This window comes from Streptomyces sp. NPDC006655 (genome assembly GCF_040703965.1).
In the GTDB taxonomy this organism is placed as follows: Bacteria; Actinomycetota; Actinomycetes; order Streptomycetales; family Streptomycetaceae; genus Streptomyces.
Window position 1 is genome coordinate 1 of record NZ_JBEYJU010000024.1, and the last position, 26,151, is coordinate 26,151.

Sequence of the window (26,151 nt, forward strand, 5' to 3'; positions counted from 1 at the left end):
ATACGCGGGAGCCGTCGGTCCGCGGGGTCACGAAGCGGGTTCGCTCCGGAACCGGAAAGGAGTGACAAGTGACCAGCTCAGCGGGGCGTCACATCGTCGTCACGGGGGCCACCGGCAACGTCGGCACGAGCGTGGTGAAGGCGCTGGCCGAGGATCCCGGCATCGGATCGATCACGGGGCTGGCCCGGCGGACGCCGGACTGGGCACCGCCGAAGACGCAGTGGGCGGCGGCCGACATCGGCGCCGGGCGGACCCAACTGGCCGACCTGTTCGCGGGCGCGGACGCGGTCGTCCATCTCGCCTGGGCCTTCCAGCCGACGCGCGATCCGGCGCGTACCTGGCGTACCAACGTGCTCGGCGGCATCCGGGTGTTCGAGGCGGTGGCGGCGGCCGGCGTGCCGGTGCTGGTGCACGCCTCCTCGGTCGGCGCCTACGCGCCCGGCCCCAAGGACCGGCCGGTGGACGAGTCCTGGCCGACGCACGGCTGGCCGGACGCCGCCTACTGCCGGGAGAAGGCCTACCTGGAGCGGGCCCTGGACATCTTCGAACGCGACCATCCGGAGATCCGCGTGGTGCGGATGCGGCCGGCCTTCCTGTTCAAGCGGGAGTCGGCGAGCGAACAGCGCCGGATCTTCGGCGGCCGGCTGCTGCCCGGTCCGCTGGCCCGGCCCGAGCTGCTGCACTTCCTGCCGGACGTGCCCGGCCTGCGGGTGCAGGCGCTGCACACCGACGACGCGGCCGAGGCGTACCGACTGGCCGTGGCGACCGGGGTCCGGGGCGCCTTCAACCTGGCCGCGGATCCGCCGCTGGACGCGGGTGTGCTGGCCGAGCGGTTCGGTGCGCGTCCGGTCCGGCTGCCGCGCACCGCGGCCCGGTCGGCGATCGCCGCGGCCTGGGGGCTGCACCTGCTGCCCGCCTCCCCGCACCTCTTCGACGCGGTGCTGCGGCTGCCCCTGATGGACTGCACCCGGGCCCACGAGGAACTGGGCTGGCGGGCGAGCCGTACGTCGACCGAGGTCCTCGACGAGTTCCTGGAGGGCATGCGCGAGGGCGCGGGAGCGGCGACGGAGCCGATGCGGGGCCGCAAGGTCGGCTGACCGCCACCCCGGGCCGGTGCGTCGAACCGGACGACACCGCGCCGCACCGGCCGGGACGGCGCCGTGGCGTGCGGCCCGGAGACGGCCGGATACGGAAGGCTCCCCCTTCACCGGTTCCCCTACGGCGGAGAACGCTTCCGGGCCGAGGGGCGGGCACTCGGCCGGGCCGGTGGCGGTGGGCCTGGGGCTCGTCCCGCTCGGAGCCTGCGCACGACCCGTTCAGGTGCGGCTCAGGCCCGGTCAGGCCGGTGGTTCGTCGGGGATCGGGGCCTCGGGGTGCACCGTTCCCGAGCGGGGTGCGCCCTGCGGGCCCGCGCCGGCCTCGTCGGGTTCGGGGACTTCGGCGTCCTCGCCGCGTCGGTCCGTGGGGCGCCCCTCGGCCGCGTCCCACGGATCCTGGCCGGCGCCGGCCTGCTGGTCCTGCATGTCCCGCGGGACGGGCCTGCCCTGCTTCTCGCCCATGGCGTACCTCCCTCACGACGTCGTTCCGGGGTCCGGCGGGTACCTCGCAGGGCACGGGCCAAACGAGGAGGGCTCAGCGAGGGGTGCGCTCCTCAAGGGCCGCGCGCCAGGCCGGGAGCCGGTCCTCGGCCGCCCGCTCCACGCGCCGACCACCGCGGCTGAAGAAATCGGCCAGGGGCAGGATCGCCGCGCCGACGGTGACCGCGTCCGGGCCGAGCCGGCCCAGGTCGATGGTGACCTGCTCGGCCGGGTGGCGCAGCGCGTACCTGGTCGCGTAGCGCCGTACGGCGGGCAGGAAGCGGGCGCCGAGCTGGAGGCCCGCCCAGCCGCCGATCAGGATCCGCTCGGGCTGGAAGAGGTTGATCAGGTCGGAGAGGCCCGCGCCCAGGTACTCGGCGGTCTCCTCGAGGACGGCGAGCGCGACCGGGTCGGGCGCGGTGCCCTCGGGCGGATAGGCGGCGGCGAGCATGGCGGTGAGCGCGGTCTCCTCGTCGAGCCCCTCGGCGGGCCGGCCGCCCTCCTCGCGCCAGCGGGCCAGCAGCGACTCCGCGCCGGCGTAGGCCTCCAGGCAGCCGAGCGCGCCGCAACGGCAGCGGCGGCCCCGCACCCGTACCGTCAGGTGCCCCCACTCCACGGCCCGCCCGTGCTCCACCTCCGCGGTGACCAGACAGGCGCCGACCCCGGAGCCGAACAGCACCACCACCGCGTTGTCCGCGCCCCGCCCGGCCCCGAACCACATCTCCGCCTGGCCCAGGGTCTTGGCGCCGTTGTCGATGAAGTACCGCACCGATTCGGGGAGTTGACTGCGGGAGCGGAGCAGCTCCTCCAGCGGGACGGCGTCCCAGCCGATGGTCTGGCCGTGCACGACGGCACCCCGGTCGCCGGTGTGCTCCACGATGCCCGGGACGCCCACGCCGACGCCGAGCAGCAGTTCGGGGTGGGCGCCTTCGGTGGCGAGGACCTCGGCGATGCCGTCCCGGATGTGACCGACGATCACCTCGACGTCGTAGCCCTGCTGCTCCAACGGCCTTTCGGCGCGCGCGAGTTCGGTGAGGGTGAGGTCGAACAGCTCGACGCGGACGCGGGTCTCGCCGACGTCCACGCCGATCATGTGGCCGCTGTGCGGGGCGACGCGCAGGAGGGTGCGCGGGCGTCCGCCGTCGGAGTCGACGCTGCCGGCCTCCTCCACCAGGCCGTCCGCGACCAGGTCGGCGACCACGTTGCTCACCGAGCCGGAGCTCAGGCCCGTGGCCGGACCGAGCTCGAAGCGGCTCAGGGGGCCGTCGAAGTAGAGCCGCTGCAAGACGGCCGTGCGGTTGGCCCGCCTGAGGTCGCGCACCGTGCGCCCGTTCCGCCCCGCCATGTGGCTACGCTCCCTTCACGAACCCTGCCCGACCTGCAACATACTCCTTCGGGGGACCAGAAAGCGATATTTCCACAACCCTTAGTTCACGATGTGAGCTAAGGGATGCGGGAACCGTGGGCACGGGCGGGGCGCGAGCCGTCGGCCGGTGGGGCCCGACGCGCAGTCCCCCGCGCCCCTTTCGAACGCTCCGACCGGCGGCACCGATCAGTTCGCCGCGTACACATCCTCCACGTAGCGGCCCTCCGCCACCAGGGAGTTCAGCCATTGCTCGGCGTCGCCTCCCGGCGTGCGGTCGCGGTACATCGTACGGAACGCCTCCCGGACGCCCGGCGCCATCCTGCCGCCGTCACCGCAGACGTACACCTTCGCGCCCGCTGCCAGCAGGGCCCACACCTCGTCGGCCTCGGCGGTGACGCGGTGCTGGACGAAGGTGCCCGACGTGCTGAAGGCCGGGCGCAGGGAGACGGCACCGGCGGCCTGTGCCGTGCGCAGCTCGCCCGCGTGCAGGAAGTCCGCGTCGGCCGCGTCGCAGCCGAAGTAGCAGAGGGCGGGCGGGAGTTCGGCGCCCGTGGCGCGGGCTGCCGCACGGTCGGCGACGGCGCCGCGGAACGGGGCCAGGCCGGTGCCCGCGGCGATCATGACCACCGGGACGGTGTGGTCGACGCGGAAGGCCTCCCGGCAGGACTGCACGCGGGCGAGCACGGTGTCGCCGGGGCGCAGCGACGTCAGGTGGCCGGAGCCGGTGCCCCGGTAGCGGCCCTTGCCGGACCTGGCCGGGGCCTCCAGGAGGGAGATCATCAGGTCGGCGTGGCGGGGGTCGGCGGCCGGGGACGACGAGATCGAGTAGTGGCGCGGCCTGAGCGGGGTCAGCAGGTCCAGCAGGCGGGGCCAGTCGAGGGCGCCGCGCAGCGCCGGGTGGTCCTCGACGACCTCGACCAGGGTGCGCGGGTCGTCGGCCAGGGTGCGCGGGTCGTCGGCCAGGGCGGCGAGCGCGGCCCTCTCCGGCGGGCAGGGGTTGGCCTCGGCCAGCAGGGACAGCTGCCCGGCGTTCGGGCGCTCCTGCAACTCGACGTGGTGGGCGAGGACCTCACGTACCGTCAGTGGGCGGTCGACCGCGAGTCCGGCGCGCCGGGGCCGGGCGGCGCGGATGTCGAGCACGGCGTCGGGGTCCACACCGAGGGCGGTGGCCGCGCGGGTGACCAGCGCCGGTGCGTTGACGGGGAGCACGGTCAGGTGGTCGGCGGTGCGGTAGGTGACGCCGTCCGGCAGCGCCACCCGCAGGAAGCGTTTGGTGCGGGGGTGGCCGGCGGCGGTGAGGTCGTACGCCTCGGTGACTGTCATCGGGACCAGACCGTGGCGTGCGGCGACGGCGTCGAGGGGGCCGCCGGTCAGGGTCCTGACCTGGTACGCGGTGGTGGGCTCCGGATCCGTCGAGGGGGCCGCGTCGGGGTCGCCGTACCGCTCCAGCAGGGCGGTGCGCAGCCGTGCGGTGAAGTCGCGGACCGTGCCGGGCAGGTCGCCGGAGGCGTCGGCGGTGCCGCGGTCGGTGAGTCGGCGGGCGCCCAGCTCGGCCAGGCGGGTGTCGATCCGGGTCGGGAAGTGCTGGTAGGTGGCGGCCCAGTTGCGGTCGCCGACGCCGAGCACCGCGTAGGTGACGCCGGTCAGGTCCGGGGCGCTGTCGAGCCAGGCCGCGAAGGCGGTGGCGTCATCGGTGGGGCGGCCGTTGTAGGAGGCGGCGGTGATGACGACGGGGCGGTTCGCCGGGAGACCGGTGGCGTACGCGTCCAGCGCCGCCACCTCGGTGTCGCAGCCGAGGTCGGCGGCCTCCTCGGCGAGCCGGGCGGTGAGGTCCCGGCAGGTGCCGTAGTTGCTGCCGTGCAGCAGGAGGGCGCCGGTGCCGGTGCGGACGCGGGCCGGGAGCGCGGCTGTCTCCCCCGGGTTCCGGTCGGCGGTCGGCGCGGTGCCGGGCAGCGCCGGGTGGACGCGGTCGGCGGGGGTGCGCGGGACGAGGGTCAGGGTGAAGCCCTCGGGCTTGAGGGTGAGGGTCTCCTTGACGGTGAGGGCGTACCGCGCGTGGTCCTGGATCCGGTAGCGGTGCACCAGCAGGGCCAGCAGCATGGTCGCCTCGTGCAGGGCGAACTGCCGTCCGATGCAGGCGCGTTCACCGGTGCCGAAGGGCTTGAAGGCGTGCACCGGGCGGGCCGCCTCGGCCTGGGGGGTGAACCGGGAGGGGTCGAAGCGCTCGGGGTTGTCGCCCCAGACCGGCTGCCGGTGCAGCATCGGGGCGAGCACGGTGACGGACTGCCCCGCCGTCAGCGGCACCCGTCCGCCGAGCAGGGTGTCGTCGAGGGCGTGCCGGCTGAACGCGGCGGCGGTCGGCCACAGCCGCAGTGCCTCGTTGAGCACCTGACGGGTGTAGGCGAGGCGGCCGACCTCGTCGTAGGTGGGCTCGGGGTCGGGCGTGTCGCCCCACAGGGCGTCCGCCTCGCGCTGTACCAGCCGGAGCGCGGTGGGGTGCTTGGCGAGGTAGTACAGGGCGAAGGACATCGCGCCGGAGGTGGTCTCGTGCCCGGCGATGAGGAAGGTGATGACCTGGTTGCGGATGTTGGCCCGGTCCAGGGTGGCGCCGTCGGCGGGGTGCCGGGCGGAGAGCATCAGGCCGAGCAGGTCCTCGGCCGTGCTCTGGTCGGTGCCGGTGCGGGAGGCGATGACGTCGTCCACGACCTGGGCGAGGTGGTCGGCGTCGTCCCGGAAGGCGGCGTCGGCGGCCGAGTGGTCGGTGCCGGGCGTGCGGGCCAGGCGGGTCATGCTCCACTCCAGGCAGCGGACCATGGACTCGACGAAGGGGTGGGGTTCGGTGCGTTCGAAGGAGCCGAAGTCGTAGCCGAACCCGGCGAGGCCGATGGTGTCGAGGGTCATCCGGGTCATGTCGTCCGGCACGTCGACCGGGCGGCCGTCGCGGGCGGCGCGGTCCCAGGACTCGATCAGGCGGCGGGCGACCGTGAGCATCACCGGGTGGTAGGTGCGCATCGAGCCGAGCGCGAAGGCGGGCATGAGGATGTCGTGCGCCCTGGCCCAGTTGGGCTCGTCGTTGTAGGCGGTGAACAGCCCGTCGGCGGCGAAGGCGCGGACGTTCTCCAGGGCGGGCCCGATGTGCTTGGCGAACCGCTGCTCGTCGGCGAGGTCCGCGACCAGGTCGGTGTCGGCGACGAACAGGGTGTCCCGTCCGTGCAGCCGTCGTACCAGGACCGGGCCGTGCTTCCGCATCAGGTTCATGACCTGCTGAACGGGGGTGCGGCCGGGTCCGGTGGCGGTGATGTCCACGACGGGGACGCCGGGGAGGGTGCCTGTGGTGTCGGGGTGCGGCGCGGTGGGGGGCATGGCGCGACAACTGCCTTTCGCGGTACGGAAGTCCTGCGATCCAGCCTGGTCCTCGGAGAGCGGGCCACGGGGCCGTGGCACTACACGAACGTGCAGTCGAAAGTCGCCTTCGGTTCTTGCGCGGAGCCGATGGAGTTGCCTCTGACCTCGGTGGCCGCCTTGGATGAGGGTGAGAGGAGCGGTGGTGGGCATGGCGACGGGCGGGCTCGACGGCGTGGTGTGGCGCAATCGCGCGCTGACGCTGTTCGACCGGGTGGCGGTGCCGGTGGCGGTGTGCGACGTGTACGGGCTGGTGGTGCTCGCCAACCCGGCGATGGCCGCCGAGTGCGGTACGGCTCCGGGGCGGCTGCGCGGCCGGGATGTGCTGGAGCTGTTCCGGCCGCAGGAGGAGGCCCAGGTGGAGCGGATCGCCGAGGCGCTGCGGCTGCGGCACCGCTCGCGCTACCAGGTGTCGGTGCGGTGGCGGGCGCCCCACGGGGCCGACCGGTACGGGGAGCTGACGGCGGACCCGGTGAGCGAGTCCGTGGGCGGGACGCCGTCGCTGCTGGTGATGCTGCGGGTGGACGGCGAGCGGGAGGCGCCCGAGACGGGGCCCGCGCGGGTCAGCCCGGTCGAGGGCCGGGTGCTGGCCCTGCTGGCCCGGGGTGCCACCACCGCCCAGGCCGCCCGTGAACTGGGGCTGACCAGGGACGGCGTCACCTACCATCTGCGCCGGCTGTCGGCCCGCTGGGACGCGGCCAACCGCACCGAACTGGTCGCGCGCGCCTATGCCTTGGGCGTGCTCAGGCCGGGTGCGTGGCCGCCGGCCCCGGCCGGGTCGCGGACCGCGGCCGGATTGGAGACCTCGGCCGAGTAGGCCGTGCCCGCGCCTTCCGGGGCGCCGAAGCGGGCCAGGGTGTGCCACACCATTTTGAGGTCCTGCACCTCGTACCTCTCGGTGCGGGCCGCGTCTCCGATGATCCGGGGGTCCACGACGCCCTTCTCCGCGATCCGGGCGCCCAGTTCGGCGTACTGAGCGCCCCGGTAGGGGGCGTGGCGGCGCAGCTCCGGCACGCTGAGCCGGTAGCCGGGGTGCCATTCGACCGGGAACGGCAGCGACCGGGCGGCCCGCTCCACGGGGGTGCCCCGGTAGCAGGCGTCCAGGACGAGGGCCTCCACGTCCCGGTCGAGCCGTACCCCGCCGTGCACCTGGGTCTCGATGTAGTCGTTCAGGGCGTCCTGCTCGTCGGCCTCGGCCAGGGCGATGAGGTGGGTACCGGCGGCCACTCCGAAATCCGTCGGCTCGGCCGCGCTGTCGGGGTAGCAGAAGGTGGCCCGGTGCAGTGCCGGACCGGTCAGCCGCAGGTGCGAGGAGCCGAACCGCGGGGCCGCGCCCACGACTTGGCGGCGGAAGTTCAGCGCCCCGTACACCGGACGCTCGGCGGGGTCGGCGTCGTCGTAGCTCCCGCCGAAGATCCGGCTCTCCCAGCGCCAGCGGTCGCCGCCGGGGTGCGCGGTGAGCCCGCCGTTGCCGGAGCCGGTGACGAACTGCGAGTGGTAGGCGCCGTCGCGGGCCAGCGCCCGCAGGATCGGCCGTCCGGCGGACAGCCGGTCGGGGTGGAAGTTGAGGGTGATCCGCAGACCGGGGTCGAGGGCCGGTCCGGAGGACAGCGCGGCCACATGCCGCAGCGCCGCCACGGCCCGCACCGATCCGAGGTCCGCGTAGTCCGCGAGTCCCATCCGCCACCCCCTGCGCTCCGCCCGAGGCGCGCTGCCCACGGCCCGCTCCCGGTGCCCGCCGACCGTATCCGATCACCCTCGTCCGGGGCACGGCGATTTCCGCGCGCGCCCCAGGGGACCCGGCCGCCGGGCACCCTCCGTAATCGGCTGTGGTCATCCGGGTACTAGCGCGCGTGAGTGATCTGTGGACAATACGTTCGACGTGCCGCGCGAAGGGGAACAGGCCAAGGGATGCAAGACGTACGGAAGTGGGCCGAGAGCCTGCCGCGGCTGTTGCGGCGGCATCGGGACCCGGTGGTCGTCCAGACGCTGCGATCGGCCACCGCGGCCACGATCGCCTACGTCGTCGCGCTCCGCCTGAGCCCTGAACCGGCGCCGCTCACCGCCCCGCTGACCGCGCTGCTGGTCGTGCAGGTGACCCTGTACGCCACATTGACCAACGGCTTCCGCCGGGTCAACGCGGTGGTGGCCGGTGTGCTGGTCGCCATCGCCTTCAGCCAGCTGGTGGGGCTGACCTGGTGGAGCCTGGCGCTGCTGATCGTGGCCTCGCTGGGGGTGGGGCACCTGGTGCGTGTCGACGAGTACATCCCCGAGGTGGCGATCAGCGCCATGCTGGTGCTCGGGGTCACCACGATCAGCAGTACGGCCTGGGCGCGGATCGTGGAGACCCTGATCGGCGCGGTGGTCGGCATGGCCTGCAATCTGCTGCTGCCGCCCCCGGTGTGGGTCGACGAGGCCGGCGAGTCCATCGAGGGGCTGGCCCGCCGGCTGCGCCAGCTGATGCTGCGCATGGGCGACGAGGCGGCGGAGCTCACCCCGTGGCAGCGGGCCGCCGAGCGGCTGCACGAGGCCCGCCAGCTCGATCACGCGATCGTCGAGGTGGACGCGGCGTTGCGGCAGGCCGAGGACAGCCTGCGGCTCAATCCGCGGGTCAGGGAGGGGCTGCTGCACCGGGTGGTGCTGCGCACCGGTCTGGACACGCTGGAGATCTGCACAGTCGTGCTGCGCGTGCTGGCCCGGACCTTCACCGACCTCGCCAAGGCCCGCGAACCCGAACCGATGTTCGCGTCCGACGCGGGGGCGGCCGTGGAGCAGCTGCTGTCCCAGATCGCCGACGCCGTGGTCAGCTTCGCGGTGCTGGTCACCACGAGCATCAGCGAGAACGCGGAGTCGGCCGAGGCCCGGCTGGCCGCCGAGCTGCACACCGCGACCGGTACCCGTGACAAGCTCGCCGAACTGCTCCAGGACGAGATCCGCCGCGACGACCGGAACTGGCAGCTGCTCGGTGCCGTACTGACCGAGGTCAACCGGATGATCGACGAGCTGGACACCGAGCACCGCACCCGCCGGCTGCTGGAGGAGCTGGACCGGGTCTCCAGCGAGCAGCGCGCCAAGCGGCCGCCGTGGCTGACCTGGCTGCGCGAGCGGATCGGGGTGCCGGAGCAGCTGCGGCGGAACCGGACGGGTGGCCCGGGGCGTTCTCTGTGAGGGACGCGGACGGACCGCGCGGGACGGGCGGCGGAGGCCGGACGGCGACGGCTGCGCACGGTGACGTCCCCGGCGGCGAGGTACGGCACGGTGCCGGACGGCACGGCCGGCTCCGCCCGGGCGGCACACACGACGGCGATGCGGGACGGGAAGGGGGCACGTCGATGACCGGAGCGGCGGTGCGGATCGACGGGAACACTCTGCGGCTGCCCGGCGGGGCGGCGGTGCGGTTCGTCCGCACGCTGCGGCTGCCGGAGTCGGGCACGCACCCGCTGCCGCCGGGGCTGGGCGAGTTCCCGGTCCGGCGGGTGGCCGACCATCCGGAGACGGTCCCGGCCGAGTGGCGGGCCCGGGGCGGCGTGATGCTGCCGGTGTACCTGCGTGAGGCGATGTGGCTGAGCTTCGCGGGTACGGCGCGGCCGGTGGCACTCCAGGTCGGCGTGGGCAAGGTGTGCGCGGTGTCCGGCGAGCCGTGGAGCGACCGGCTCTCGCAGCGGCCGCAGAACTATCTGGTCCTCCCCCGGCAGCCGTGGCTGGACGGCATCAACTCCGGCAGGGGCACGGTCCGCCAGTTCGTGTCCGTGCCGCTCGGCCTGGGTGCGACGGTGGAGGGGCAGGTCACCGGCGAGGAGGTGTGGGGCGGGGTGCAGCTCCGGTCCTTCCCGCTGTCCGAGGAGGCGCTCGCCGAGTACCACCGCCAGGAGCGGCGGCGGCGGGAGCGGCTGATCCGGCAGCGGACCCGCAGCTCACGCTCGGCCGGGGGCTTCGGCGCGGCCCTGCCCCTGGCGGCGGCCGCACCGGGAGCGGCTCCGGCGGCCCGGGGCCGGGTGCCGGCCCCGGCGGCGATGGGGCTGGGTGCCGGCGGCTCGATGCGCCAGGAGGTGTACCGGGACGACCGGCCGCTGCGGGACTGGTCCGAGTCCCCTGCGGGGCGCGTCTTCGTCCACCTGGTCACGCCCCCGCAGTGGCGTCGCATCACGGGGGAGGAACCCCCGCCGTCCCCGGTGGACCGGGCGGCCTACACCCGTGCGGGCCTGCCCTGGTACGACTACTACGACGAGGACGCTCGCGATCTCGCCCCCACGGACACCCTGCGAGCGGTGAAACCGGTCGGTGACTGGCTCGGCGACGACCTGGAGCCCTGGCAGCAGCCGTCCCCCGAGCAGGTGGTCCCGCTCAAGGACGCGGCGGACAAGCCGGTGGAGGACGGCGACTGGTGACCTTCGTTGCATGATGCGCAACGCGCGTTGCCCTTCTTGCGCTCGGCCGTGGACGCACGCCAAGGTTGCCGTGACGACCGGGGGGTGACCGACGACCTGAGGTGCGGGCATGGGCAGTGGTACGGAAGCGGCGCGCGGCGGCTGGAGCAGGCGCCGGTTCGTCGGCGCGACGGCGGGCGCCGCGGCGGTGGTGGCGGTCCCGGCACCGGCGGCGCCACCCGCCCGGGAACCGCGTGCCGCGCCCCGCCCGGTGGCGAAGTCCCCGGCGCAGCCGGCTTCCGGCCCGCGCCCGCTCTACCTCGGCACCTACACCTCCGTGACCGGCGGGGGCACCGGCATCGGCCTGGCCGACTACGACCCGGCGACCGGCGAGATCACCGGCACCGGCACGCTCACCGGCGTCACCGACCCGTCCTACCTGGCCGTCCACCCCGACGGCCGCACGCTGTACGCGGTGGACGAGCACGCGAACGGGAGCGTCACCGCCGTGCGCCTCGCGGACCGGAAGGTGCTCGGCAGCCGGAGCACGGGCGGGGCGGGGCCGTGTCACCTCTCGGTGCACCCCACCGGCCGCTGGCTGCTGAGCGCCAACTACACCTCGGGCAGCGTGGCCGTGCACCCGATCGACGCCACGGGCACCCTCGGCGAGCGCACGGCCCTGGTCACGCACTCCCGTCCGGCGCCCGGACCCGGCCAACAGGGCCCGCACGCACACCAGGTCCTCACCAGTCCGGACGGCGGGCACGTCCTCGCCGTCGACCTGGGCACGGACACCGTCTACGGCTACCGCCTCGACCTCGCGACGGGCACGCTCACCGAGGTCTCGCAGGCGCACACGAAGCCGGGGGCGGGCCCGCGCCATCTGACCTTCCATCCGGGCGGACGGTACGCGTACCTGGCCGACGAGGTGGCCGACACGGTCACGGTGTGCGGTTACGACCCGGCCGACGGGCGGCTCACGGTCGGCGAGCCGCAGTCCTCCGGCAGCAGGGCGGGCGCCACCAACTACCCGGCGCAGATCCTGGTCACGGCGGACGGCGGCTACGCCTATCTCGCCAACCGGGGCGACAACACGCTGGCGCGGTACGCGGTCGAGGCGGACGGGGCCCGGTTGCGGCTCCTCGACACCGTGCCGGTGCACGGGGACTTCCCCCGGCAGATCGCCTTCTCCCCCGACGGCCGGCTGCTGTTCGCGGCCAACCAGCGGTCCGGCACGGTGAGCGTCTTCACCGTCGACGCGGGCAGCGGTGCCCTCCGGCTCGCGGGCGCGCCGTTCGCGTCACCGGTCGCCGTCTGCGCGCTGCCGCTGTAGCGTCCGCGGGCAGGACGCGGCGGCTGCCTGGGCCAGCAGGACGTGTACGCGTTCGGTGAGTTGGGCGACGTCGTCGGCGGGCGCGTGGAAGGTGAGCCGTACGTCGCCGTGGCCCCGGGTGCGTTCGACGCGCAGGGTCAGCCCGTGCCGGTCCACGGCGAGGGGCCGGACGCGCGTCGCGGCGTGCAGGCTCTCCGGTGCGACGAGCCGGGTGAGCCGTTCGACGGCGTCCGGGTGGGCGTCGGCGAGGTGGGTCAGCAGTCGCGCTTCGGCACCGGCCAGCGGGTCGGGGCGCGCGGCGGCGAACTCGTCGAGGTCGACGGCCACCGGGCCGGAGGGCCGGCGCAGCACCACGCGGGTGGGATGGAAGACGAGGGGTCCGTCGGCGGGCACGAACCGGCCGGCCATCCGGAGCCGGGCCCGGATCCGGCCCCGTACCGGGACGGGTGCCACGTCGGCGAACTCCAGCACCGCGGACGGCTCGCCGCGCGGGGCGAGGACCGCCGCGAGCAGGACGCCGTCCTCGGGCACGCGCAGCAGCACCCGGCCGTCGTCGGCGACGGTGTGCGCACCGACGAGCTCCTCGCGTCCGCCGTCCGCGGTGACCGTGCACGACCACGCGACGGCCAGCAGGGAGCGGGCTCGCTCCGCCGCGCCGGGCCCGGCCGACCAGGCCGCCTGTTCGTCACCCATCCCGAACCTCCTTAGGTAAGCCTCACCTAACCTATCGGAGTTCGAGAGGTACGCCAACCGCGCCCCGGAGGCGGGCGGCACGGCACGTCAGGACAGGACACCCAGCAGGGCCCGGGCGCACAGGTCCCGCACCTGTTCGCGCGTCAGCTCCTCGGTGCGCAGCCACTCCAGGCAGACGTGCGTGGTGAAGGCGAGCCAGCCGCGCACCGCGAGGCGGGCGTCGGGGCGCCGCTCCAGGGCGGGACCGAACTCCGGGTCGGCGGCGAGGGCGGCGAGGATCTGCCGCTCCTGGGCGGTCTGGGCCTGCCGGTACACCCGGCGCACCGCCTGGTCGCCGGAGGCCTCGGCGCGGTGGAAGGCACGGAAGCCGTGGGCGTGGGCGCGGACGTAGTCGAGGTAGACGTCGAGCCCCGCGGTGAGCTGCTCCCGGGCGGGGACACCGGGCTCGGCCGCCGTCATCCGCAGCATCCGCTCGCTCTCCCGCTGCACCACCGCCGCGAAGAAGTCACGCTTGGTCGGAAAATAGTGGTACAGCAGACCGCGGGAGACCCCCGCGATCTCGGCGACCTGCTCGATCCACACGTCGTCGTACGGGCTCTCGGAGAAGAGCCGGGCCCCGACCGAGAGGAGTTGCTCACGGCGCTCCGCGGTGCTGAGTCTGCGGCGGCTGCGCTCACCCTGGTTCGCGACCATGTCGGCACTTTACTTGACGCGGGTTCAACAACGGGACGAGACTGAACCGCCTATTGAACCCACGTACAACTGGCTCAACCTGCCGCAGCACCGAGGGAGATCGCGTCATGGCGGAGACGGTCACGCAGCCGGGGACGGGCACCGGCGGCCCACTGCCCAAGGGGTTCCGGGGCGCCGAACAGGGCTGGCCCGAGCTGCACCGGATACCGCACCCGCCGCGCCGGCTGCCGTTCCTCGGTGACGTCCTCGGTGTCGACCGGCGCACCCCGGTCCAGGACTCGATGCGTCTGGCCGGTCAGCTGGGCCCGATCTTCCGGCGCAAGGCCTTCGGCAACGAGTTCGTGTTCGTGTGGGGCGCCCGGCTCGCCGCCGACATGGCCGACGAGTCACGTTTCGCCAAGCACGTCGGCCTGGGCGTCGCCAACCTGCGCCCGGTCGCCGGGGACGGCCTGTTCACGGCGTACAACCACGAGCCGAACTGGCAGCTCGCGCACGACGTCCTCGCCCCCGGTTTCAGCCGGGAGGCCATGGCGGGCTACCACGCCATGATGGTGTCGGTGGCGGGCCGGCTGACCGACCACTGGGACCGGGAGCAGGCCGCCGGGCACTGGGTCGACGTGCCCGGTGACATGACCAGGCTGACCCTGGAGACGATCGCGCGCACCGGGTTCGGGCACGACTTCGGCTCGTTCGAACGGGACCGTCCGCACCCCTTCGTGACCGCGATGATCGGCACGCTCAGTTACGCGCAGCGCCTCAACAGCGTGCCCTCCCCGCTGGCCCCGCTGCTGCTGCGGGAGGCCTCGCGGCGCAACGCGGCCGACATCGCCTTTCTCAACCGCACGGTCGACGGCCTGGTCGCCGAGCGGCGCCGGACCGGCCGCGGGCAGGGCGACCTGCTGGACCGGATGCTGGAGACGTCCCACCCGGAAACGGGCGAGCGGCTGTCCGCCGAGAACGTGCGCCGCCAGGTGATCACCTTCCTGGTGGCCGGCCACGAGACCACCTCCGGCGCGCTCTCCTTCGCCCTGCACTACCTCGCCCTGCACCCCGAGATCGCCGCCAGGGCCGCCGCCGAGGTGGACCGGGTCTGGGGCGACACCCCCGCGCCGGGCTACGACCAGGTCGCCAAGCTGCGCTATCTGCGCCGGGTCCTCGACGAGTCGCTGCGGCTGTGGCCCACTGCCCCCGCCTTCGCCCGCGAGGCCCGCCGGGACACCGTGCTCGCCGGGGAGCACCCGATGCGCCGGGGCGGCTGGGCGCTGGTCCTGACGCCGATGCTGCACCGGGACCCGGAGGTGTGGGGTCCGGACGCCGAGCGCTTCGACCCGGACCGTTTCGAGCCGAAGGCCGCGCGGGGCCGCGCCCCGCACACCTTCAAGCCGTTCGGTACCGGCGCCCGCGCCTGCATCGGGCGCCAGTTCGCGCTGCACGAGGCCACCCTGGTCCTCGGTCTGCTGCTGCGCCGCTACGAGCTGACGCCCGACCCCGGCTACCGGCTGAAGGTGACCGAGCGGCTGACGGTCATGCCGGAGCGGCTGCGGCTGCGGCTCGAACGGCGCCGCGCCGCCCCGGCGCCGGCGCCCGTGCCGGACACGGCCGCCTCAGCGGGCGGCGGCTGCCCAGTGCACGGGGCGGGTGACTGACTCCGGCAGCCGGGTCCCGGCGCTCCCCCGCGCCGCGTCGGTCTGCGGCTGGGTCAGGAAGAACGCACCCGTCAGGTCCGCGTCGGTGAGATCGGCGTCGCGCAGGTCGGCTCCGATCAGGTCCGTGTCGCGCAGATCCGCCCCGGTGAGGTCGGCCGCGATGAGGTAGGCCCCGCGCAGGCTCACACCCCGCAGGTCGGCTCCCTTGAGCCGGGCACCCATCAGATCCGCGCCCCGCCGGTCCTTCCGGCGCCCCCGGACCCCCGCGCGGGCCAGCTCACTGGCGCGCAGCAGCAGCACGTCGGCCTCCCGCCGGCGCGCGGCCACGTCCAGGGCGGCGAGTTCGCCGGGCGTCCCGAGGGCCAGTGCCTCGACGGTTTCCGACAGCACCCTCAGTTCGGCGTGGACGAGACGCGCGGCGGGCAGGTCGAGCGCGGCCGTGAGGTACCAGAGCAGTTCGTGCAGCTGTCGCACGACCGGGAAGGCGTCGAACATCCGGCGGGCCTGCTGCGCGGAGCCGGTGCGCCAGTCCTGGCCGCCGAAGGTCACCTGGGACACCCGCTGACCGGCGCCGAAGCAGTCGTAGACGGTGCAGCCGGGGAATCCCCGCTGCCGCAGCTCGGCGTGGATGCCGCAGCGGTGGTCGCCGCCGAGGTTCCGGCAGGGCGTCCCGGCGGGCTTGGACACCGCGAAGTCGGCGGAGGCGGTGAACGGCAGGGCGACACAGCACAGCCCGAAGCAGCGGGAGCAGTCCCCGCGCAGCCGCGACCGGTCGGACATCTGTTCTGGCATCGGCCCAGCTTACGGACCTGCGCGTCCGTCGTCTCCTACGTTTCTCGGCGCCACCGAGCGGCGCCCTGCCGCCCGAGGCGTCCGTCAGTCCTCCTTGCCGGTGAGCTCCAGGCGGTCCAGCCGCTCGGGGTCGGCGAGGATGTACATCCCGGTGATCCGGCCGTCCTCGACGGTGACCGCCATGACCGACCGCGGGCCGCCCTCCGGCGCGTTGACCAGGCCCACCGTGCCGTTGACCAGGGCGAGCCGGGCGGTGCCGGCGAACCGCCGGAAGGTGAAGGCCCCTTCGGCCACCGGCTGGGCCCCGCGCACCACCTTGGAGGCGGCCGCGCCGCGCACCAGGGCACCCGAGTCGACGCGCAGCACCACGTCCGGGTGGAGCAGGGCGACCAGTGCCTCGAAGTCACCGCCGCGGGAGGCGGCCAGGAAGGCCTCCAGGACCTGACGCTGCCGGCCCAGGTCGGGGTCGGCCGACGGGGCGGCGCCCTGCACCCGGCGGCGGGCCCGGCTGGCCAGCTGCCGGGTCGCCGCCGGGGTGCGTTCCACGATCGGCGCGATGTCGTCGAAGGGCACCGCGAACATGTCGTGCAGGACGAACGTCAGGCGCTCGGCGGGCTCCAGCGTCTCCAGGACGATCAGCAGCGCGAGCCCCACCGAGTCGGCCCGGAGCACCTCCTGTTCGGGGTCGACGCTCGTCAGCGGCCTGATCACCGGGTCCGGGACGAAGGTGTCGTCCATGGGCTGCTCGCGGCGCGCGGTGCGGGAGCGCAGCAGGTCGAGGCAGACCCGGCCGACCACCGTGGTCAGCCAGCCGCCCAGGTTCCGGATCTCGTCCGTGTCGGTGCGTCCGAGCCGGAACCACGCCTCCTGGACCGCGTCCTCGGCCTCGGCGAGCGAGCCGAGCATCCGGTAGGCCACCGCGCGCAGGTGGTCGCGGTGCTCCTCGAAGCGCTCGGCGAGTCGTTCCGTGTCCGTGGTCATGTCCCGGTGCCTCCCCTGTCGGCCGATCGGTCCATCCTGGCTCCTCGCGCGGTCACCCGCGCCCCTTCGGACGCGTGTTTCACGCCTCGTCGCGCGCCAGGGCCAGCAGCCGGTCCAGTACCCGCGGCGCTCCGGTGCGCAGTCCGTCGTGCTCGAACTCGTCGGTGACCCAGGTGCGCAGCCCCCGGACGGCGCGGGCGGTCCGCAGCGAGTGCCCGGCGTCGACGTACAGGTCGTCGTGGTAGACCGCGGCGGCGACCGGGACCTCGTTCACGGCGAGACGGGCCGGGTCGTACAGCGGCTGCCAGTCGGTGCGGGCGGCGAGCAGGTCCGCGGCCTCCTTCAGGGGGCGCAGCGACGGGTCGGTGTCGAACACCCAGGGGTGCACGGTCTCGCCGGTGAAGAGCACCGGGGTGGCGTCCGCGACCGCCTTGGCGGCGTCGAACTGCGGGAACTCGGCGCGGACCCGCTCGGCCGCCCAGGCGGTGGGGCGCGCGTCCTGGCCGTAGAGGGGCTCGTGCAGGAGGGCGTAGAGCGGGTTGCTCGCGTACGACAGGAGGCCCTGGACCTGCTCCTGGAAGGCGTCGGAGAGTTCGGCGCCGGCCGGGGTGCGGACGAAGGCGTCCTCCAGGAGGAAGTGGAGGCGGTGGCTGCCGTCGCTCATGCCGAGCATCAGGCCGAGGGACTGGAAGGCCTCGACGGTGAGCCGGTAGCCGTTCGGCAGCACCGTCTCGTGGTCGAGGAGGTGCTCGGCGATCCGGCGGGCCCGCTCGACGTCCATCGGGTAGCGCGCGTAGTGCGCGGTGACCTTGCGCTCCATGCGCGGGTAGGCGGCCCGGTAGACGTCGTCGGCGTGCGCGTCGAGGGCGGGCAGACCGCCGGTGATCACGGAGGTACTGAGCCCCTCGGGGAAGAACGACAGGTAGGTCAGGGTGCAGAAGCCGCCGAAGCTCTGGCCCAGGGTGGTCCACGGGGCACCGCCGGTGAGCTGCGGGCGGATCGCCTCGCAGTCCCGGACGATCGAGTCGGCACGGAAGCGGGCCAGGTGGTCGGCCTGGGCGGCCGGGCCGCCGCGCAGCGGGAGGGTCTGCCGGTTGACCGGGGTGGAGCGGCCGGTGCCGCGCTGGTCGAGCAGGAGGACGCGGTACTCCTTCAGGGCCCGGTCGAGCCAGGCCTGCCGCCCGACGAAACGATTCGCCCCGAAACCGGGTCCACCCTGGAGGTACAGCAGCCAGGGCAGTTCCCGGTCCGCCTTGTCACTGGCGACCGCCTCCCGCGCATACAGCTCGATGGTCTCGCCGCCGGGGTCGGCGTGGTCCAGCGGCACGGTGAAGTGGCGGTCGGTGAGGACGACGCCGGGCTGACGGTAGCTGAGGCTCAACGGTTCTCCCGGGACGGTCGGACGGACGCGTCCCAGTTCAGCACATGTCAGGCGGTGGCCCGCCCCCGGGATCATGCAATCGTTACTGAATCTCCGATCAGCGGGCCGCGAGGCTGGAGCGGCGGACCACGAGTTCCGGCTGGAGCACCACCCGGCGGTGCTCGTGGGGTCGCGGTCCGTCGTGTTCCTCGGTCTCCTCCAGGAGGAGGTCCGCGGCCATGGCGCCCATGGTGACGGCGGGTTGGCGCACGGAGGTGAGGGGGACGGCGGCGGCCGCGGCGAACTCGATGTCGTCGTAGCCCACGATGGCCAGGTCGTCGGGGACGACCACGCCGGCCGCGTACATCGCCTGGAGGACGCCGAGGGCGAGCAGGTCGTTGGCGCAGAAGACCGCGGTGGGCCGGTCGGAGAGGCCGAGCAGCCGGGCCCCCGCGTCCCGGCCCGCGGCCACGTCGAGCCGCTCGGTGGGCAGCTCGCGCAGCGCGTCGGGACTGAGCCCGGCCTCGGCCAGGGCGTTCAGCGCGCCGGTGCGTCGGTCGCGCACCTGGTTGAACCCGGGCGGTCCGCTGACGTACGCGATGGAGCGGTGACCGGCGTCCACGAGGTGCCGGACGGCCAGCGCGCCGCCCGCGACGTCGTCGACGCTGACCGAGCACTCGGTGGTGCCCTCGGCGACCCGGTCGACCAGCACGAAGGGGATGCCGTGCCGGCGGAACGTCTCGATGTTGCGGCCGGTGGCGTCCGCCGGGGTGAGCAGGACGCCGCGCACCCGCTGCTCGGCGAAGAGCGCGAGGTACTCGGCCTCCTCACCTGCGCTCTGCGCGCTGTTGCAGACCATCACGCCGAGTCCGGCGTCGCGTGCCGCCCGCTCGGCGCCCCGGGCGACGTCCACGAAGAAGGGGTTGCCCATGTCGAGGACGAGCAGCCCCATGATCCGGCTGCGGCCCGCGCGCAGCTGCCGCGCGGACTCGCTGCGGACGTAGCCGAGCCGGTCTATCGCCGACTGCACCCGTGCCCGCGTCTCACTGGCGACCGTGTCCGGGCGGTTGATGACGTTGGAGACCGTGCCCACCGACACTCCGGCGGCGCGGGCGACGTCCTTGATACCCACCGACTGGGCCATCGGGCGGAGACCTCCAGGAAGACGCGGGCGGCGGGAAGACCTTCACAGTCGGGCGGCGAGTCCGCCCCGGGAAGGGCTTCACATTACGACATGACTGGCATACGGAGCCGGTCAGACGGGCAGGGCGAAGTCGACGACATGGAGCGCCGAGGGGGTCGTACCGCTCGACGTCTCCTGGTACATGAACGACAGCACGTTGTCCGCCGTGACCCGCAGCTCGTCGATCACCACCTCGCCGAAGGCGTTCAGGTCGCTCCCGTCGTACAGCAGCGCCCAGTCGGTGTACCCGGAGGACCTCGACGCGCCGGCGATCCGGCCGAAGGGGAGGACGGCGTAGGCGTTGTCGTACCTGTCCAGGACCAGCTTGGTGCGCTGGCTGGAGTTCAGCGCGACAGGGATCTCGGTCTTCTGCCAGGCGCCGGCGGAGTTCTTGCGGACGTGGAAGGCGCGGCCGTGGGCGGTGCGGTCGGCGACGTAGTTCGTCGTGCACTGCCCGAAGCGGCCGGGGACGTAGCTGATGATCGCGTGCGGAAGGCCGGCGGAGTCCGTCCACTGGCTCTCCTGGTTCATCAGGGAGTGGTCGGGGTCGAGGGGGTCGACGACCAGACCGGAGTCGGTGACGGCGACGGTGTCCGAGGTGCCGGTGGTGGCGACCAGGGTGCCGGCGTCGTCGCGCCAGGTGCGGCCGCGGTCGGTGGAGTAGACGTAGCCGGTGTCGTGGTTGGTGATGCCGCCGCTGTTGCACATCACGGCCGCCGACTGCTCGCGCCAGGTGAAGAAGGCGTGCAGCCGCCCGTCGACGTCGTAGTCGATGCCGTGCAGGTACATGTTCCGGGCGGTGCTGGAGCCGTGCGTGCTGGTGTAGGTCCCGGTGGAACTGCTCCATTCCCCCAGCGCGGTCCAGCTCGAACCGTCGTACTCCGCGAGGGCGTTGCGGCCGTTGCCGGAGATCCCCACCCGGTAGCTGAGCTGTAGCTTCCCCTCGGGTGTGGCGATGAACTGCGGATAGGTGAACTGCGAGGTCAGCGGCACCCCGTCGAGGGTGGTCCGGACGGCGCCGAAGACCGCCGGGGTCCACGCCGTGGAGCCGGGGTCGTCGAGCAGCCCGGCGACCGACTTCACGTAGAAGAAGCCGTCGCTGTGGGAGTCCATGGTGATGTGGAGCCGGCCGTCGACCTGCGAGACGCCCATCGAGATGACGTTGTGCGAGTCGCTGGACTTCAGCTGGTGGGAGAGGGTGACCGTCGCCCAGGAGGAGCCGCCGAGCACCCGGCGGCCGATCACCGCGGAGCCGGTCGAGGTGTACCAGGCGGCGTACTGGTGGCCCTTGTAGGTGAACAGGCCGTTCTTCTGGAAGGAGTTGTTGTTGACCAGCCCGTCGTAGGAGACGAAGAAGATCGCCCGGGCGTCGAGCAGTGTGCTCTGCTTCTTGTGCACCGACGGTCCGGGGCCGGCCGCGCGGGCCGTGCCGGCGGCGAGGGCGGGGGCGGCCACGGCACCGAGGAGGGTGGCACCGAGCACGGTACGTCTTTTCACGAGCGGCTCCTGAGGGGACGGACGGGCGTCAGGCGAGGTGGAACACTTCGGTGAGCGGTTTCATCGCCTCGTCGGGGCGGGCGCCGTCGAGGGACTCGAAGAAGGGGCCCATCTCGGCCTGCCAGCGGGCGTTGACCTCGGTGGCCTCCATGCCGGCGACGGCGGCCTCGAAGTCCTCGGTCTCCAGGTAGCCCACGAGCAGGCCGTCGTCGCGCAGGAAGAGCGAGTAGTTGTGCCAGCCGGTGGCGGAGAGCGCCTCACGCATCTCCGGCCACACGGCGGCGTGGCGTTCGCGGTACTCGGCGATGCGGTCCTGCCGGACCTTGAGGAGGAAACAGACGCGCTGCATGAAGTACCGCTCCTGCTCTAGAAGTTGAACTGGTCGATGTTCTTGGCGTCGAACACGGTGGGCTTGCCGAGGTTGATCACGCCGTCCTTGCCGATGGTGTACGTGGTGTCGCCGGCCTTGAAGGTCTCGCCCTCCTTGCCGGTGATCTGCCCGGAGGCGAGCGCGACGGCGGTACGGGCGGCGAGGTCGCCGAGCTTGGCCGGGTCCCACAGCTCGAAGGCGTCGACGGTGCCGTTCTTGACGTACTGGCGCATGTCGTCGGGCGTGCCCAGACCGGTCAGCTTGACCTTGCCCTTGTACTTGGAGCCGGACAGGTACTGGGCGGCGGCCTTGATGCCGACGGTGGTCGGGGAGATGATCCCCTTCAGGTTCGGGTACTGCTGGAGCAGGCCCTGGGTCTGCTGGAAGGAGGCCTGGGCGTCGTCGTTGCCGTAGGCGATCTTGACGAGCTTGACGTTCTTGTACTTGGGGTCCTTCAGCTCGTCCTTCATGAACCCGATCCAGGTGTTCTGGTTCGTGGCGGTCTGCGCGGCGGACAGGATCGCGATCTCGCCCTTGTAGCCGATCTGCTGGGCGAGCAGCTGCACCTCGGTACGGCCCAGGTCCTCGGCGCCGGCCTGCGAGACGAAGGCGTTGCGGCAGCCGACGTTGGTGTCGGAGTCGTAGGTGACGACCTTGATGCCGTTGCTCATGGCCTGCTTGAGCGCGGTGCACAGGGCACCCGGGTCCTGCGCCGACACGGCCATCGCGTTCACCTGCTGCTGGGTGAGGGTGTTGACGTACGACACCTGCCCGGAGGTGTCGGTGGCGCTGGACGGGCCGACCTCCTTGTACTTGTTGCCCAGCTCGGTGAGCGCCTTCTCGCCGCCCTTGTCGGCGGAGGTGAAGTAGGGGTTGTTGACCTGCTTGGGCAGGAATCCGACGGTGAGCCCCTTCTTGAGCGCGGCGTTCGGGTCGGCCTTGGCGGTGGAGCCGGCCGCCGCCGACTCGTCACCGCCGGAGTTGTTCTTGGTGGTACCGCCGCAGGCGGTGGCGGCGAGGGCGAGGGAGGACACGGCGGCGAGGGCCACAGCGGCACGCCGGAGGGAGGACTTGCGCATGACGGGTTCCTTTTTTGAGTAACGGCTGTGGAAGCGCCCTTTTCTTGGGGGCGCTGGGGGTACCCCCGGCCGAAGGCTGGGGGAGGAACTGCGCGACCAGCCACGGACGGCCGGCAGTGTTCAGACGGCCTTGGCGGCCCTCTGCCGAGCCAACGAAACCTGGCGGGCCACGCGAGGCCCGAGCACCGAGACGACGAGCAACACACCGGTCACGACGATCTGCGACTGCGCGGACACGTTCACCAGGCTCATCACGTTCTGGAGCGCCCCCAGCAGGAACACCCCCGCGATCGCGCCGCCGAGCGTCCCCTTGCCCCCGTCGAAGTCGATGCCTCCGAGCAGCACCGCTGCGATCACGCTCAGTTCGAGCCCGGTCGCGTTGTCGTACCGCGCACTGGCGTAGTGCAGGGCCCAGAAGATCCCGGTGAGCGAGGCCATGAAGCCCGTGGCGACGAACAGGATCAGCTTGTTGCGCTTCACGCGGATCCCGGCGAACCGGGCCGCCTCCTCGCTGGCCCCGACGGCGAACAACGACCGTCCGAACGGCGTGGCGTGCAGTGTCACCACGGCGATCACCAGCAGCACCAGGAACGGGAGGAAGGCCTGCGGCAGGAAGGTGTCACCGAGCCGGCCCGCCGCGAAGTTCAGGTACTGCGTCGGGAAGTCGGTCACCGCGTCGGAGCCGAGCACGATCTGGGCGATGCCCCGGTAGGCCGCGAGCGTGCCGATGGTGACGGCCAGCGACGGCAGGCCGAGCCGGGTCACCAGCAGTCCGTTGACCAGCCCGCAGACCACCCCCAGCAGCAGGCAGAGCGGGATGATCGTCTCGATCGCCATGCCCTCGTTCCAGAGCTTGCCCATGACCGCCCCCGACAGGCCGGCGGTCGAGGCGACCGAGAGGTCGATCTCCCCCGCGACCACCAGCAGGGTCATCGGCAGGGCGATCAGTGCGATCGGCAGCGTGTTGCCGATCAGGAAGGACAGGTTCAGGGAGTTCCCGAAGCCGTCCACGAAGCCGAAGGAGAACAGCAGCAGGAGGATCAGCAGCGCGCCGACGACGGTGTCCCAGCGGACCGCGCGCGTCGGGGACTCAGGCATGGCTGGTGTTCTCCTTGCTGGTCGCGGTCCGCTTCAGGGCCGACTTCTTCTTCAGCGCCGCCGCCACCCGCAGCGCGACGATCCGGTCCACGGCGATGGCGAGCAGCAGAAGCAGGCCGTTGATGGCGAGGACCCATACCGAGCTGACGCCGAGGGCGGGCAGGACGCTGTTGATGGAGGTGAGCAGGAGCGCGCCGAGGGCGGCGCCGTAGACGCTTCCGGAGCCGCCGGTGAAGACGACGCCACCGACGACGACGGCGCTGACGACGGTGAGTTCGTAGCCGTTGCCGGTGCTGGAGTCGACGTTTCCGAACCGGGCCAGATACATCGCCCCGGCGAGACCGGTGAGGGCGCCGCAGACGGTGTAGGCGGCGATGATCCGCTTGCGTACCGGGATGCCGGCGAGGCGGGCCGCTTCGGGGTTGGAGCCGAGGGCGTACAGCTCCCGGCCGCTGCCGAAGTGCTTGAGGTAGTAGGCGGTGGCGACCAGGACCGCGAGAGCGATCAGGGCCAGCCAGGGGATCGCGGACAGCCCGCCGGAGCCGAAGTCGTTGAAGCCGCCGGGCAGGTCGGCCGCGGTGATCTGCCGGGAGCCCACCCAGATGGAGTCGACGCCCCGGATGATGTAGAGGGTGCCGAGGGTGACGACGAGGGCGGGGACCTGGCCGAAGCTGACCAGGGTGCCGTTGAGCAGCCCGCAGCCGATGCCGAGCAGTACGGCCAGCGCGATCGCGACGACCGGACTGCCGCCGGCGTGCAGGTGGTCGCCGGCGGCGAAGGCGGTGATGCCGAGGGTGGAGCCGACGGACAGGTCCACGTTCCTGGTGATCACCACCAGGGACTGCCCGGTGGCGACCAGCACCAGGATGGTCGCGTTGAGCAGCAGGTCCTTGATGCCCTGCTCGGAGAGGAACTCGCTGTTGCCGGCCTGGGTGACGGCGATCATCACCAGGAAGACGACCAGGATGGCGAGTTCGCGCATCTTGAACACGCGGTCGACGAGCCGGGTCCCGCTGGACCCGGGCGCCTCGGCGACGGGGGTGTGTTCGGAGGCGGTGGCGGTCATGCGGCCGCCCTCCCGGTGGCTGCGGCCATCACGGTTTCCTCGGTGGCGTCGGAGCGGGGGATCTCGGCGGTGATCCGGCCCTCGTGCATCACCAGCACGCGGTCGGCCATGCCGAGGATCTCGGGCAGGTCGGAGGAGATCATCAGCACGGCGACCCCGTCGGCGGCCAGCTCGCTGAGCAGCCGGTGCACCTCGGCCTTGGTGCCGACGTCGATGCCTCGGGTGGGCTCGTCCACGATCAGCACCTTGGGACCGGTCGCCAGCCATTTGGCGAGGACGACCTTCTGCTGGTTGCCGCCGGACAGGGTGGAGACGGCGTCGGCGATCCGGGCGTACTTCACCTGGAGCTTCACCGCCCAGTCGAGGGAACGGCTGCGTTCGGCGCCGCGGTCGACGAGGCCCGCCTTCACGCTCGTACGCAGTCCGGTCAGGCCGATGTTCCGCTCGATGGACATGTCCATCACCAGGCCCTGGGCGCGCCGGTCCTCGGGGACCAGGGCGAGGCCCGCGGACATCGCGACGGACGGCGCGCCGCTGGTCAGCTTCCGTCCTCTGACCTCGACCTCGCCGGCGTCCCACCGGTCGACGCCGAACACGGCCCGGGCGACCTCGGTCCGCCCGGCGCCGACCAGTCCGGCCAGTCCGACGATCTCACCGGAGCGCACCTCGAAGGAGACGTCGGTGAAGACGCCCTCACGGGTCAGCCGCCGTACGCTGAGCGCGACCTCGCCGGGGGTGACGTCCTGCTTGGGGTACAGCTCGTCCAGGTCGCGGCCGACCATCCGGCGTACGAGGTCGTCCTCGGTCATGCCGTCGACCGGCTCGCTGGCGATCCAGGCACCGTCCCGGAGGGTGGTGACCCGTCGGCAGATCTGGAAGATCTCCTCCAGGCGGTGCGAGATGAACAGCACGGCGGCGCCCTGCTCGCGCAGCGCCCGGACGACCCCGAAGAGACGGGCCACCTCGCTGCCGGTCAGGGCCGCGGTCGGCTCGTCCATGATCAGGACCCGGGCGTCGAAGGAGAGCGCCTTGGCGATCTCCACGATCTGCTGGTCCGCGATGGACAGGCCGCGGGCGGGGCGGTCGGGGTCGAGGGCGACGCCGAGCCGCTTCATCAGGGCGGCGGTGGCCGCGCGGGTGGCCTTGTGGTCGATCCTGCCGAGCGCGCGCCGGGGCTGCCGGCCCATGAAGATGTTCTCGGCGATCGACAGGTCGGGGAAGAGCGTGGGCTCCTGGTAGATCACGGCGATTCCGGCGTCGCGGGCGTCGCCGGGGCCGTGGAAGACGACGGGCTCGCCGTCGAGCAGCACCTGGCCGGCGTCCGGCCGGTGCACTCCGGCGAGGGTCTTGATCAGCGTCGACTTGCCCGCGCCGTTCTCTCCGGCGAGGGCGTGCACCTCGCCGGGGAACAGCTCCAGGGAGACGTCCCGCAGGGCGCGGACGGCGCCGAAGGACTTGGAGACGTCCTTCAGCGCCAGCACCGGGGCCGGTCCCGTGTCGGACGGGTGGGTCATGGAGGCTCCTCGACGACACCGGGCGGAAGGTGCTCCGACCCACCCCACGGCGTCGTGAAAGGTTTCAACTGGATTGCCCGGACCGTAGGCACCACGGGCATGTCACGTCAATGGGTCCGTGTCGAAAAAATTTC

The 26,151-nt window shown here is 73.0% G+C and carries 22 protein-coding genes; 6 read left to right on the top strand and 16 right to left on the bottom strand.

All coding sequences use genetic code 11. The annotated features are described in order from the left end of the window. The first annotated feature begins 68 nt into the window (after positions 1–68). Positions 69–1,097 carry an SDR family oxidoreductase gene (locus tag AB0958_RS16215; protein ID WP_366891078.1) on the top strand — a complete coding sequence of 343 codons (1,029 nt, stop codon included), beginning with the start codon at positions 69–71 and terminating at the stop codon, positions 1,095–1,097. Positions 1,098–1,337: 240 nt separating this feature from the next. On the opposite strand, the gene AB0958_RS16220 is transcribed toward AB0958_RS16215, so the two are convergent. The 3 genes from AB0958_RS16220 to AB0958_RS16230 all read right to left on the bottom strand — a co-directional run bounded on the left by AB0958_RS16220 (position 1,338) and on the right by AB0958_RS16230 (position 6,306). Beyond that, a complete protein-coding gene (locus AB0958_RS16220) occupies positions 1,338–1,559 on the bottom strand; it encodes a hypothetical protein (protein WP_366891079.1) in 222 nt (73 codons plus the stop codon). A 73-nt stretch (positions 1,560–1,632) separates the two neighbouring features. Continuing rightward, the gene (locus AB0958_RS16225; RefSeq protein ID WP_366891080.1) at positions 1,633–2,922 is read right to left on the bottom strand and encodes an ROK family transcriptional regulator; all 1,290 of its coding nucleotides are present in this window, start codon (positions 2,920–2,922) and stop codon (positions 1,633–1,635) included. 207 nt (positions 2,923–3,129) lie between these two features. Beyond that, positions 3,130–6,306 carry a cytochrome P450 gene (locus AB0958_RS16230; protein ID WP_366891081.1) on the bottom strand — a complete coding sequence of 1,059 codons (3,177 nt, stop codon included), beginning with the start codon at positions 6,304–6,306 and terminating at the stop codon, positions 3,130–3,132. A 190-nt stretch (positions 6,307–6,496) separates the two neighbouring features. Between AB0958_RS16230 and AB0958_RS16235 the strand changes: the two genes are divergently transcribed. Continuing rightward, a complete protein-coding gene (locus tag AB0958_RS16235; protein ID WP_366891082.1) occupies positions 6,497–7,162 on the top strand; it encodes a PAS domain S-box protein in 666 nt (221 codons plus the stop codon). Here AB0958_RS16235 and AB0958_RS16240 read toward each other — a convergent pair. Next, positions 7,072–8,025, bottom strand: coding sequence for a DUF3626 domain-containing protein (locus AB0958_RS16240; RefSeq protein ID WP_366891160.1), 954 nt, complete (start codon positions 8,023–8,025; stop codon positions 7,072–7,074). The two genes, AB0958_RS16235 and AB0958_RS16240, sit on opposite strands and share 91 nt — an antisense overlap. Before the next feature lie 231 nt (positions 8,026–8,256). On the opposite strand from AB0958_RS16240, the gene AB0958_RS16245 reads away from it, so the two are divergent. The 3 genes from AB0958_RS16245 to AB0958_RS16255 all read left to right on the top strand — a co-directional run bounded on the left by AB0958_RS16245 (position 8,257) and on the right by AB0958_RS16255 (position 12,045). Then, positions 8,257–9,513: an FUSC family protein gene (locus tag AB0958_RS16245; RefSeq protein WP_366891083.1), complete on the top strand. Its 1,257-nt coding sequence runs from the start codon at positions 8,257–8,259 to the stop codon at positions 9,511–9,513. Positions 9,514–9,677: 164 nt separating this feature from the next. After that, positions 9,678–10,733: a hypothetical protein gene (locus tag AB0958_RS16250; RefSeq protein ID WP_366891084.1), complete on the top strand. Its 1,056-nt coding sequence runs from the start codon at positions 9,678–9,680 to the stop codon at positions 10,731–10,733. A 109-nt stretch (positions 10,734–10,842) separates the two neighbouring features. Then, positions 10,843–12,045, top strand: coding sequence for a lactonase family protein (locus tag AB0958_RS16255; RefSeq protein ID WP_366891085.1), 1,203 nt, complete (start codon positions 10,843–10,845; stop codon positions 12,043–12,045). Here AB0958_RS16255 and AB0958_RS16260 read toward each other — a convergent pair. Continuing rightward, positions 12,013–12,738 (bottom strand): DUF2470 domain-containing protein, encoded by a 726-nt coding sequence (locus AB0958_RS16260; RefSeq protein WP_366891086.1) that lies wholly within the window; start codon positions 12,736–12,738, stop codon positions 12,013–12,015. The genes AB0958_RS16255 and AB0958_RS16260 overlap by 33 nt on opposite strands. An 87-nt stretch (positions 12,739–12,825) precedes the next feature. Continuing rightward, positions 12,826–13,431, bottom strand: coding sequence for a TetR/AcrR family transcriptional regulator (locus tag AB0958_RS16265; RefSeq protein WP_366891087.1), 606 nt, complete (start codon positions 13,429–13,431; stop codon positions 12,826–12,828). Positions 13,432–13,538: 107 nt separating this feature from the next. Here AB0958_RS16265 and AB0958_RS16270 point away from each other — a divergent pair, with 107 nt between their 5' ends. Further along, entirely contained in the window at positions 13,539–15,077 is a 1,539-nt protein-coding gene (locus AB0958_RS16270) for a cytochrome P450 (protein WP_366891088.1), read from the top strand. Here the strand turns inward: AB0958_RS16270 and AB0958_RS16275 are convergent. The 10 genes from AB0958_RS16275 to AB0958_RS16320 all read right to left on the bottom strand — a co-directional run bounded on the left by AB0958_RS16275 (position 15,036) and on the right by AB0958_RS16320 (position 26,017). Beyond that, positions 15,036–15,869: a pentapeptide repeat-containing protein gene (locus AB0958_RS16275; RefSeq protein WP_366891089.1), complete on the bottom strand. Its 834-nt coding sequence runs from the start codon at positions 15,867–15,869 to the stop codon at positions 15,036–15,038. The genes AB0958_RS16270 and AB0958_RS16275 overlap by 42 nt on opposite strands. Before the next feature lie 84 nt (positions 15,870–15,953). Then, positions 15,954–16,850 (bottom strand): RNA polymerase sigma factor SigJ, encoded by an 897-nt coding sequence (sigJ, locus tag AB0958_RS16280; protein WP_366891090.1) that lies wholly within the window; start codon positions 16,848–16,850, stop codon positions 15,954–15,956. Positions 16,851–16,929: 79 nt separating this feature from the next. Then, a complete protein-coding gene (locus AB0958_RS16285) occupies positions 16,930–18,231 on the bottom strand; it encodes an alpha/beta fold hydrolase (protein ID WP_366891091.1) in 1,302 nt (433 codons plus the stop codon). A gap of 97 nt (positions 18,232–18,328) precedes the next feature. Beyond that, positions 18,329–19,354 (bottom strand): LacI family DNA-binding transcriptional regulator, encoded by a 1,026-nt coding sequence (locus AB0958_RS16290; RefSeq protein WP_366891092.1) that lies wholly within the window; start codon positions 19,352–19,354, stop codon positions 18,329–18,331. 111 nt (positions 19,355–19,465) lie between these two features. Further along, positions 19,466–20,890, bottom strand: coding sequence for a BNR repeat-containing protein (locus AB0958_RS16295; protein WP_366891093.1), 1,425 nt, complete (start codon positions 20,888–20,890; stop codon positions 19,466–19,468). 28 nt (positions 20,891–20,918) lie between these two features. After that, positions 20,919–21,239: an L-rhamnose mutarotase gene (locus AB0958_RS16300; protein WP_366891094.1), complete on the bottom strand. Its 321-nt coding sequence runs from the start codon at positions 21,237–21,239 to the stop codon at positions 20,919–20,921. A gap of 17 nt (positions 21,240–21,256) precedes the next feature. Further along, positions 21,257–22,339 (bottom strand): rhamnose ABC transporter substrate-binding protein, encoded by a 1,083-nt coding sequence (gene rhaS / locus AB0958_RS16305; RefSeq protein ID WP_366891095.1) that lies wholly within the window; start codon positions 22,337–22,339, stop codon positions 21,257–21,259. 120 nt (positions 22,340–22,459) lie between these two features. After that, a complete protein-coding gene (locus AB0958_RS16310) occupies positions 22,460–23,437 on the bottom strand; it encodes an ABC transporter permease (protein WP_366891096.1) in 978 nt (325 codons plus the stop codon). Then, positions 23,430–24,503: an ABC transporter permease gene (locus AB0958_RS16315; RefSeq protein ID WP_366891097.1), complete on the bottom strand. Its 1,074-nt coding sequence runs from the start codon at positions 24,501–24,503 to the stop codon at positions 23,430–23,432. Before AB0958_RS16315 ends, AB0958_RS16310 begins: the two co-directional genes overlap by 8 nt. Then, a complete protein-coding gene (locus tag AB0958_RS16320; protein WP_366891098.1) occupies positions 24,500–26,017 on the bottom strand; it encodes a sugar ABC transporter ATP-binding protein in 1,518 nt (505 codons plus the stop codon). Before AB0958_RS16320 ends, AB0958_RS16315 begins: the two co-directional genes overlap by 4 nt. Positions 26,018–26,151: the final 134 nt, after the last annotated feature.

Coding starts and splice junctions, on each gene's coding strand:
- sigJ (WP_366891090.1), bottom strand. CDS start 16,850: ATGACCACGGACACGGAACGACTCGCCGAGCGCTTCGAGGAGCACCGC.
- AB0958_RS16300 (WP_366891094.1), bottom strand. CDS start 21,239: ATGCAGCGCGTCTGTTTCCTCCTCAAGGTCCGGCAGGACCGCATCGCC.
- AB0958_RS16225 (WP_366891080.1), bottom strand. CDS start 2,922: ATGGCGGGGCGGAACGGGCGCACGGTGCGCGACCTCAGGCGGGCCAAC.
- AB0958_RS16260 (WP_366891086.1), bottom strand. CDS start 12,738: ATGGGTGACGAACAGGCGGCCTGGTCGGCCGGGCCCGGCGCGGCGGAG.
- AB0958_RS16265 (WP_366891087.1), bottom strand. CDS start 13,431: ATGGTCGCGAACCAGGGTGAGCGCAGCCGCCGCAGACTCAGCACCGCG.
- AB0958_RS16245 (WP_366891083.1), top strand. CDS start 8,257: ATGCAAGACGTACGGAAGTGGGCCGAGAGCCTGCCGCGGCTGTTGCGG.
- AB0958_RS16250 (WP_366891084.1), top strand. CDS start 9,678: ATGACCGGAGCGGCGGTGCGGATCGACGGGAACACTCTGCGGCTGCCC.
- rhaS (WP_366891095.1), bottom strand. CDS start 22,339: ATGCGCAAGTCCTCCCTCCGGCGTGCCGCTGTGGCCCTCGCCGCCGTG.
- AB0958_RS16320 (WP_366891098.1), bottom strand. CDS start 26,017: ATGACCCACCCGTCCGACACGGGACCGGCCCCGGTGCTGGCGCTGAAG.
- AB0958_RS16290 (WP_366891092.1), bottom strand. CDS start 19,354: ATGGCCCAGTCGGTGGGTATCAAGGACGTCGCCCGCGCCGCCGGAGTG.
- AB0958_RS16275 (WP_366891089.1), bottom strand. CDS start 15,869: ATGCCAGAACAGATGTCCGACCGGTCGCGGCTGCGCGGGGACTGCTCC.
- AB0958_RS16240 (WP_366891160.1), bottom strand. CDS start 8,025: ATGGGACTCGCGGACTACGCGGACCTCGGATCGGTGCGGGCCGTGGCG.
- AB0958_RS16230 (WP_366891081.1), bottom strand. CDS start 6,306: ATGCCCCCCACCGCGCCGCACCCCGACACCACAGGCACCCTCCCCGGC.
- AB0958_RS16255 (WP_366891085.1), top strand. CDS start 10,843: ATGGGCAGTGGTACGGAAGCGGCGCGCGGCGGCTGGAGCAGGCGCCGG.
- AB0958_RS16315 (WP_366891097.1), bottom strand. CDS start 24,503: ATGACCGCCACCGCCTCCGAACACACCCCCGTCGCCGAGGCGCCCGGG.
- AB0958_RS16270 (WP_366891088.1), top strand. CDS start 13,539: ATGGCGGAGACGGTCACGCAGCCGGGGACGGGCACCGGCGGCCCACTG.
- AB0958_RS16235 (WP_366891082.1), top strand. CDS start 6,497: ATGGCGACGGGCGGGCTCGACGGCGTGGTGTGGCGCAATCGCGCGCTG.
- AB0958_RS16220 (WP_366891079.1), bottom strand. CDS start 1,559: ATGGGCGAGAAGCAGGGCAGGCCCGTCCCGCGGGACATGCAGGACCAG.
- AB0958_RS16310 (WP_366891096.1), bottom strand. CDS start 23,437: ATGCCTGAGTCCCCGACGCGCGCGGTCCGCTGGGACACCGTCGTCGGC.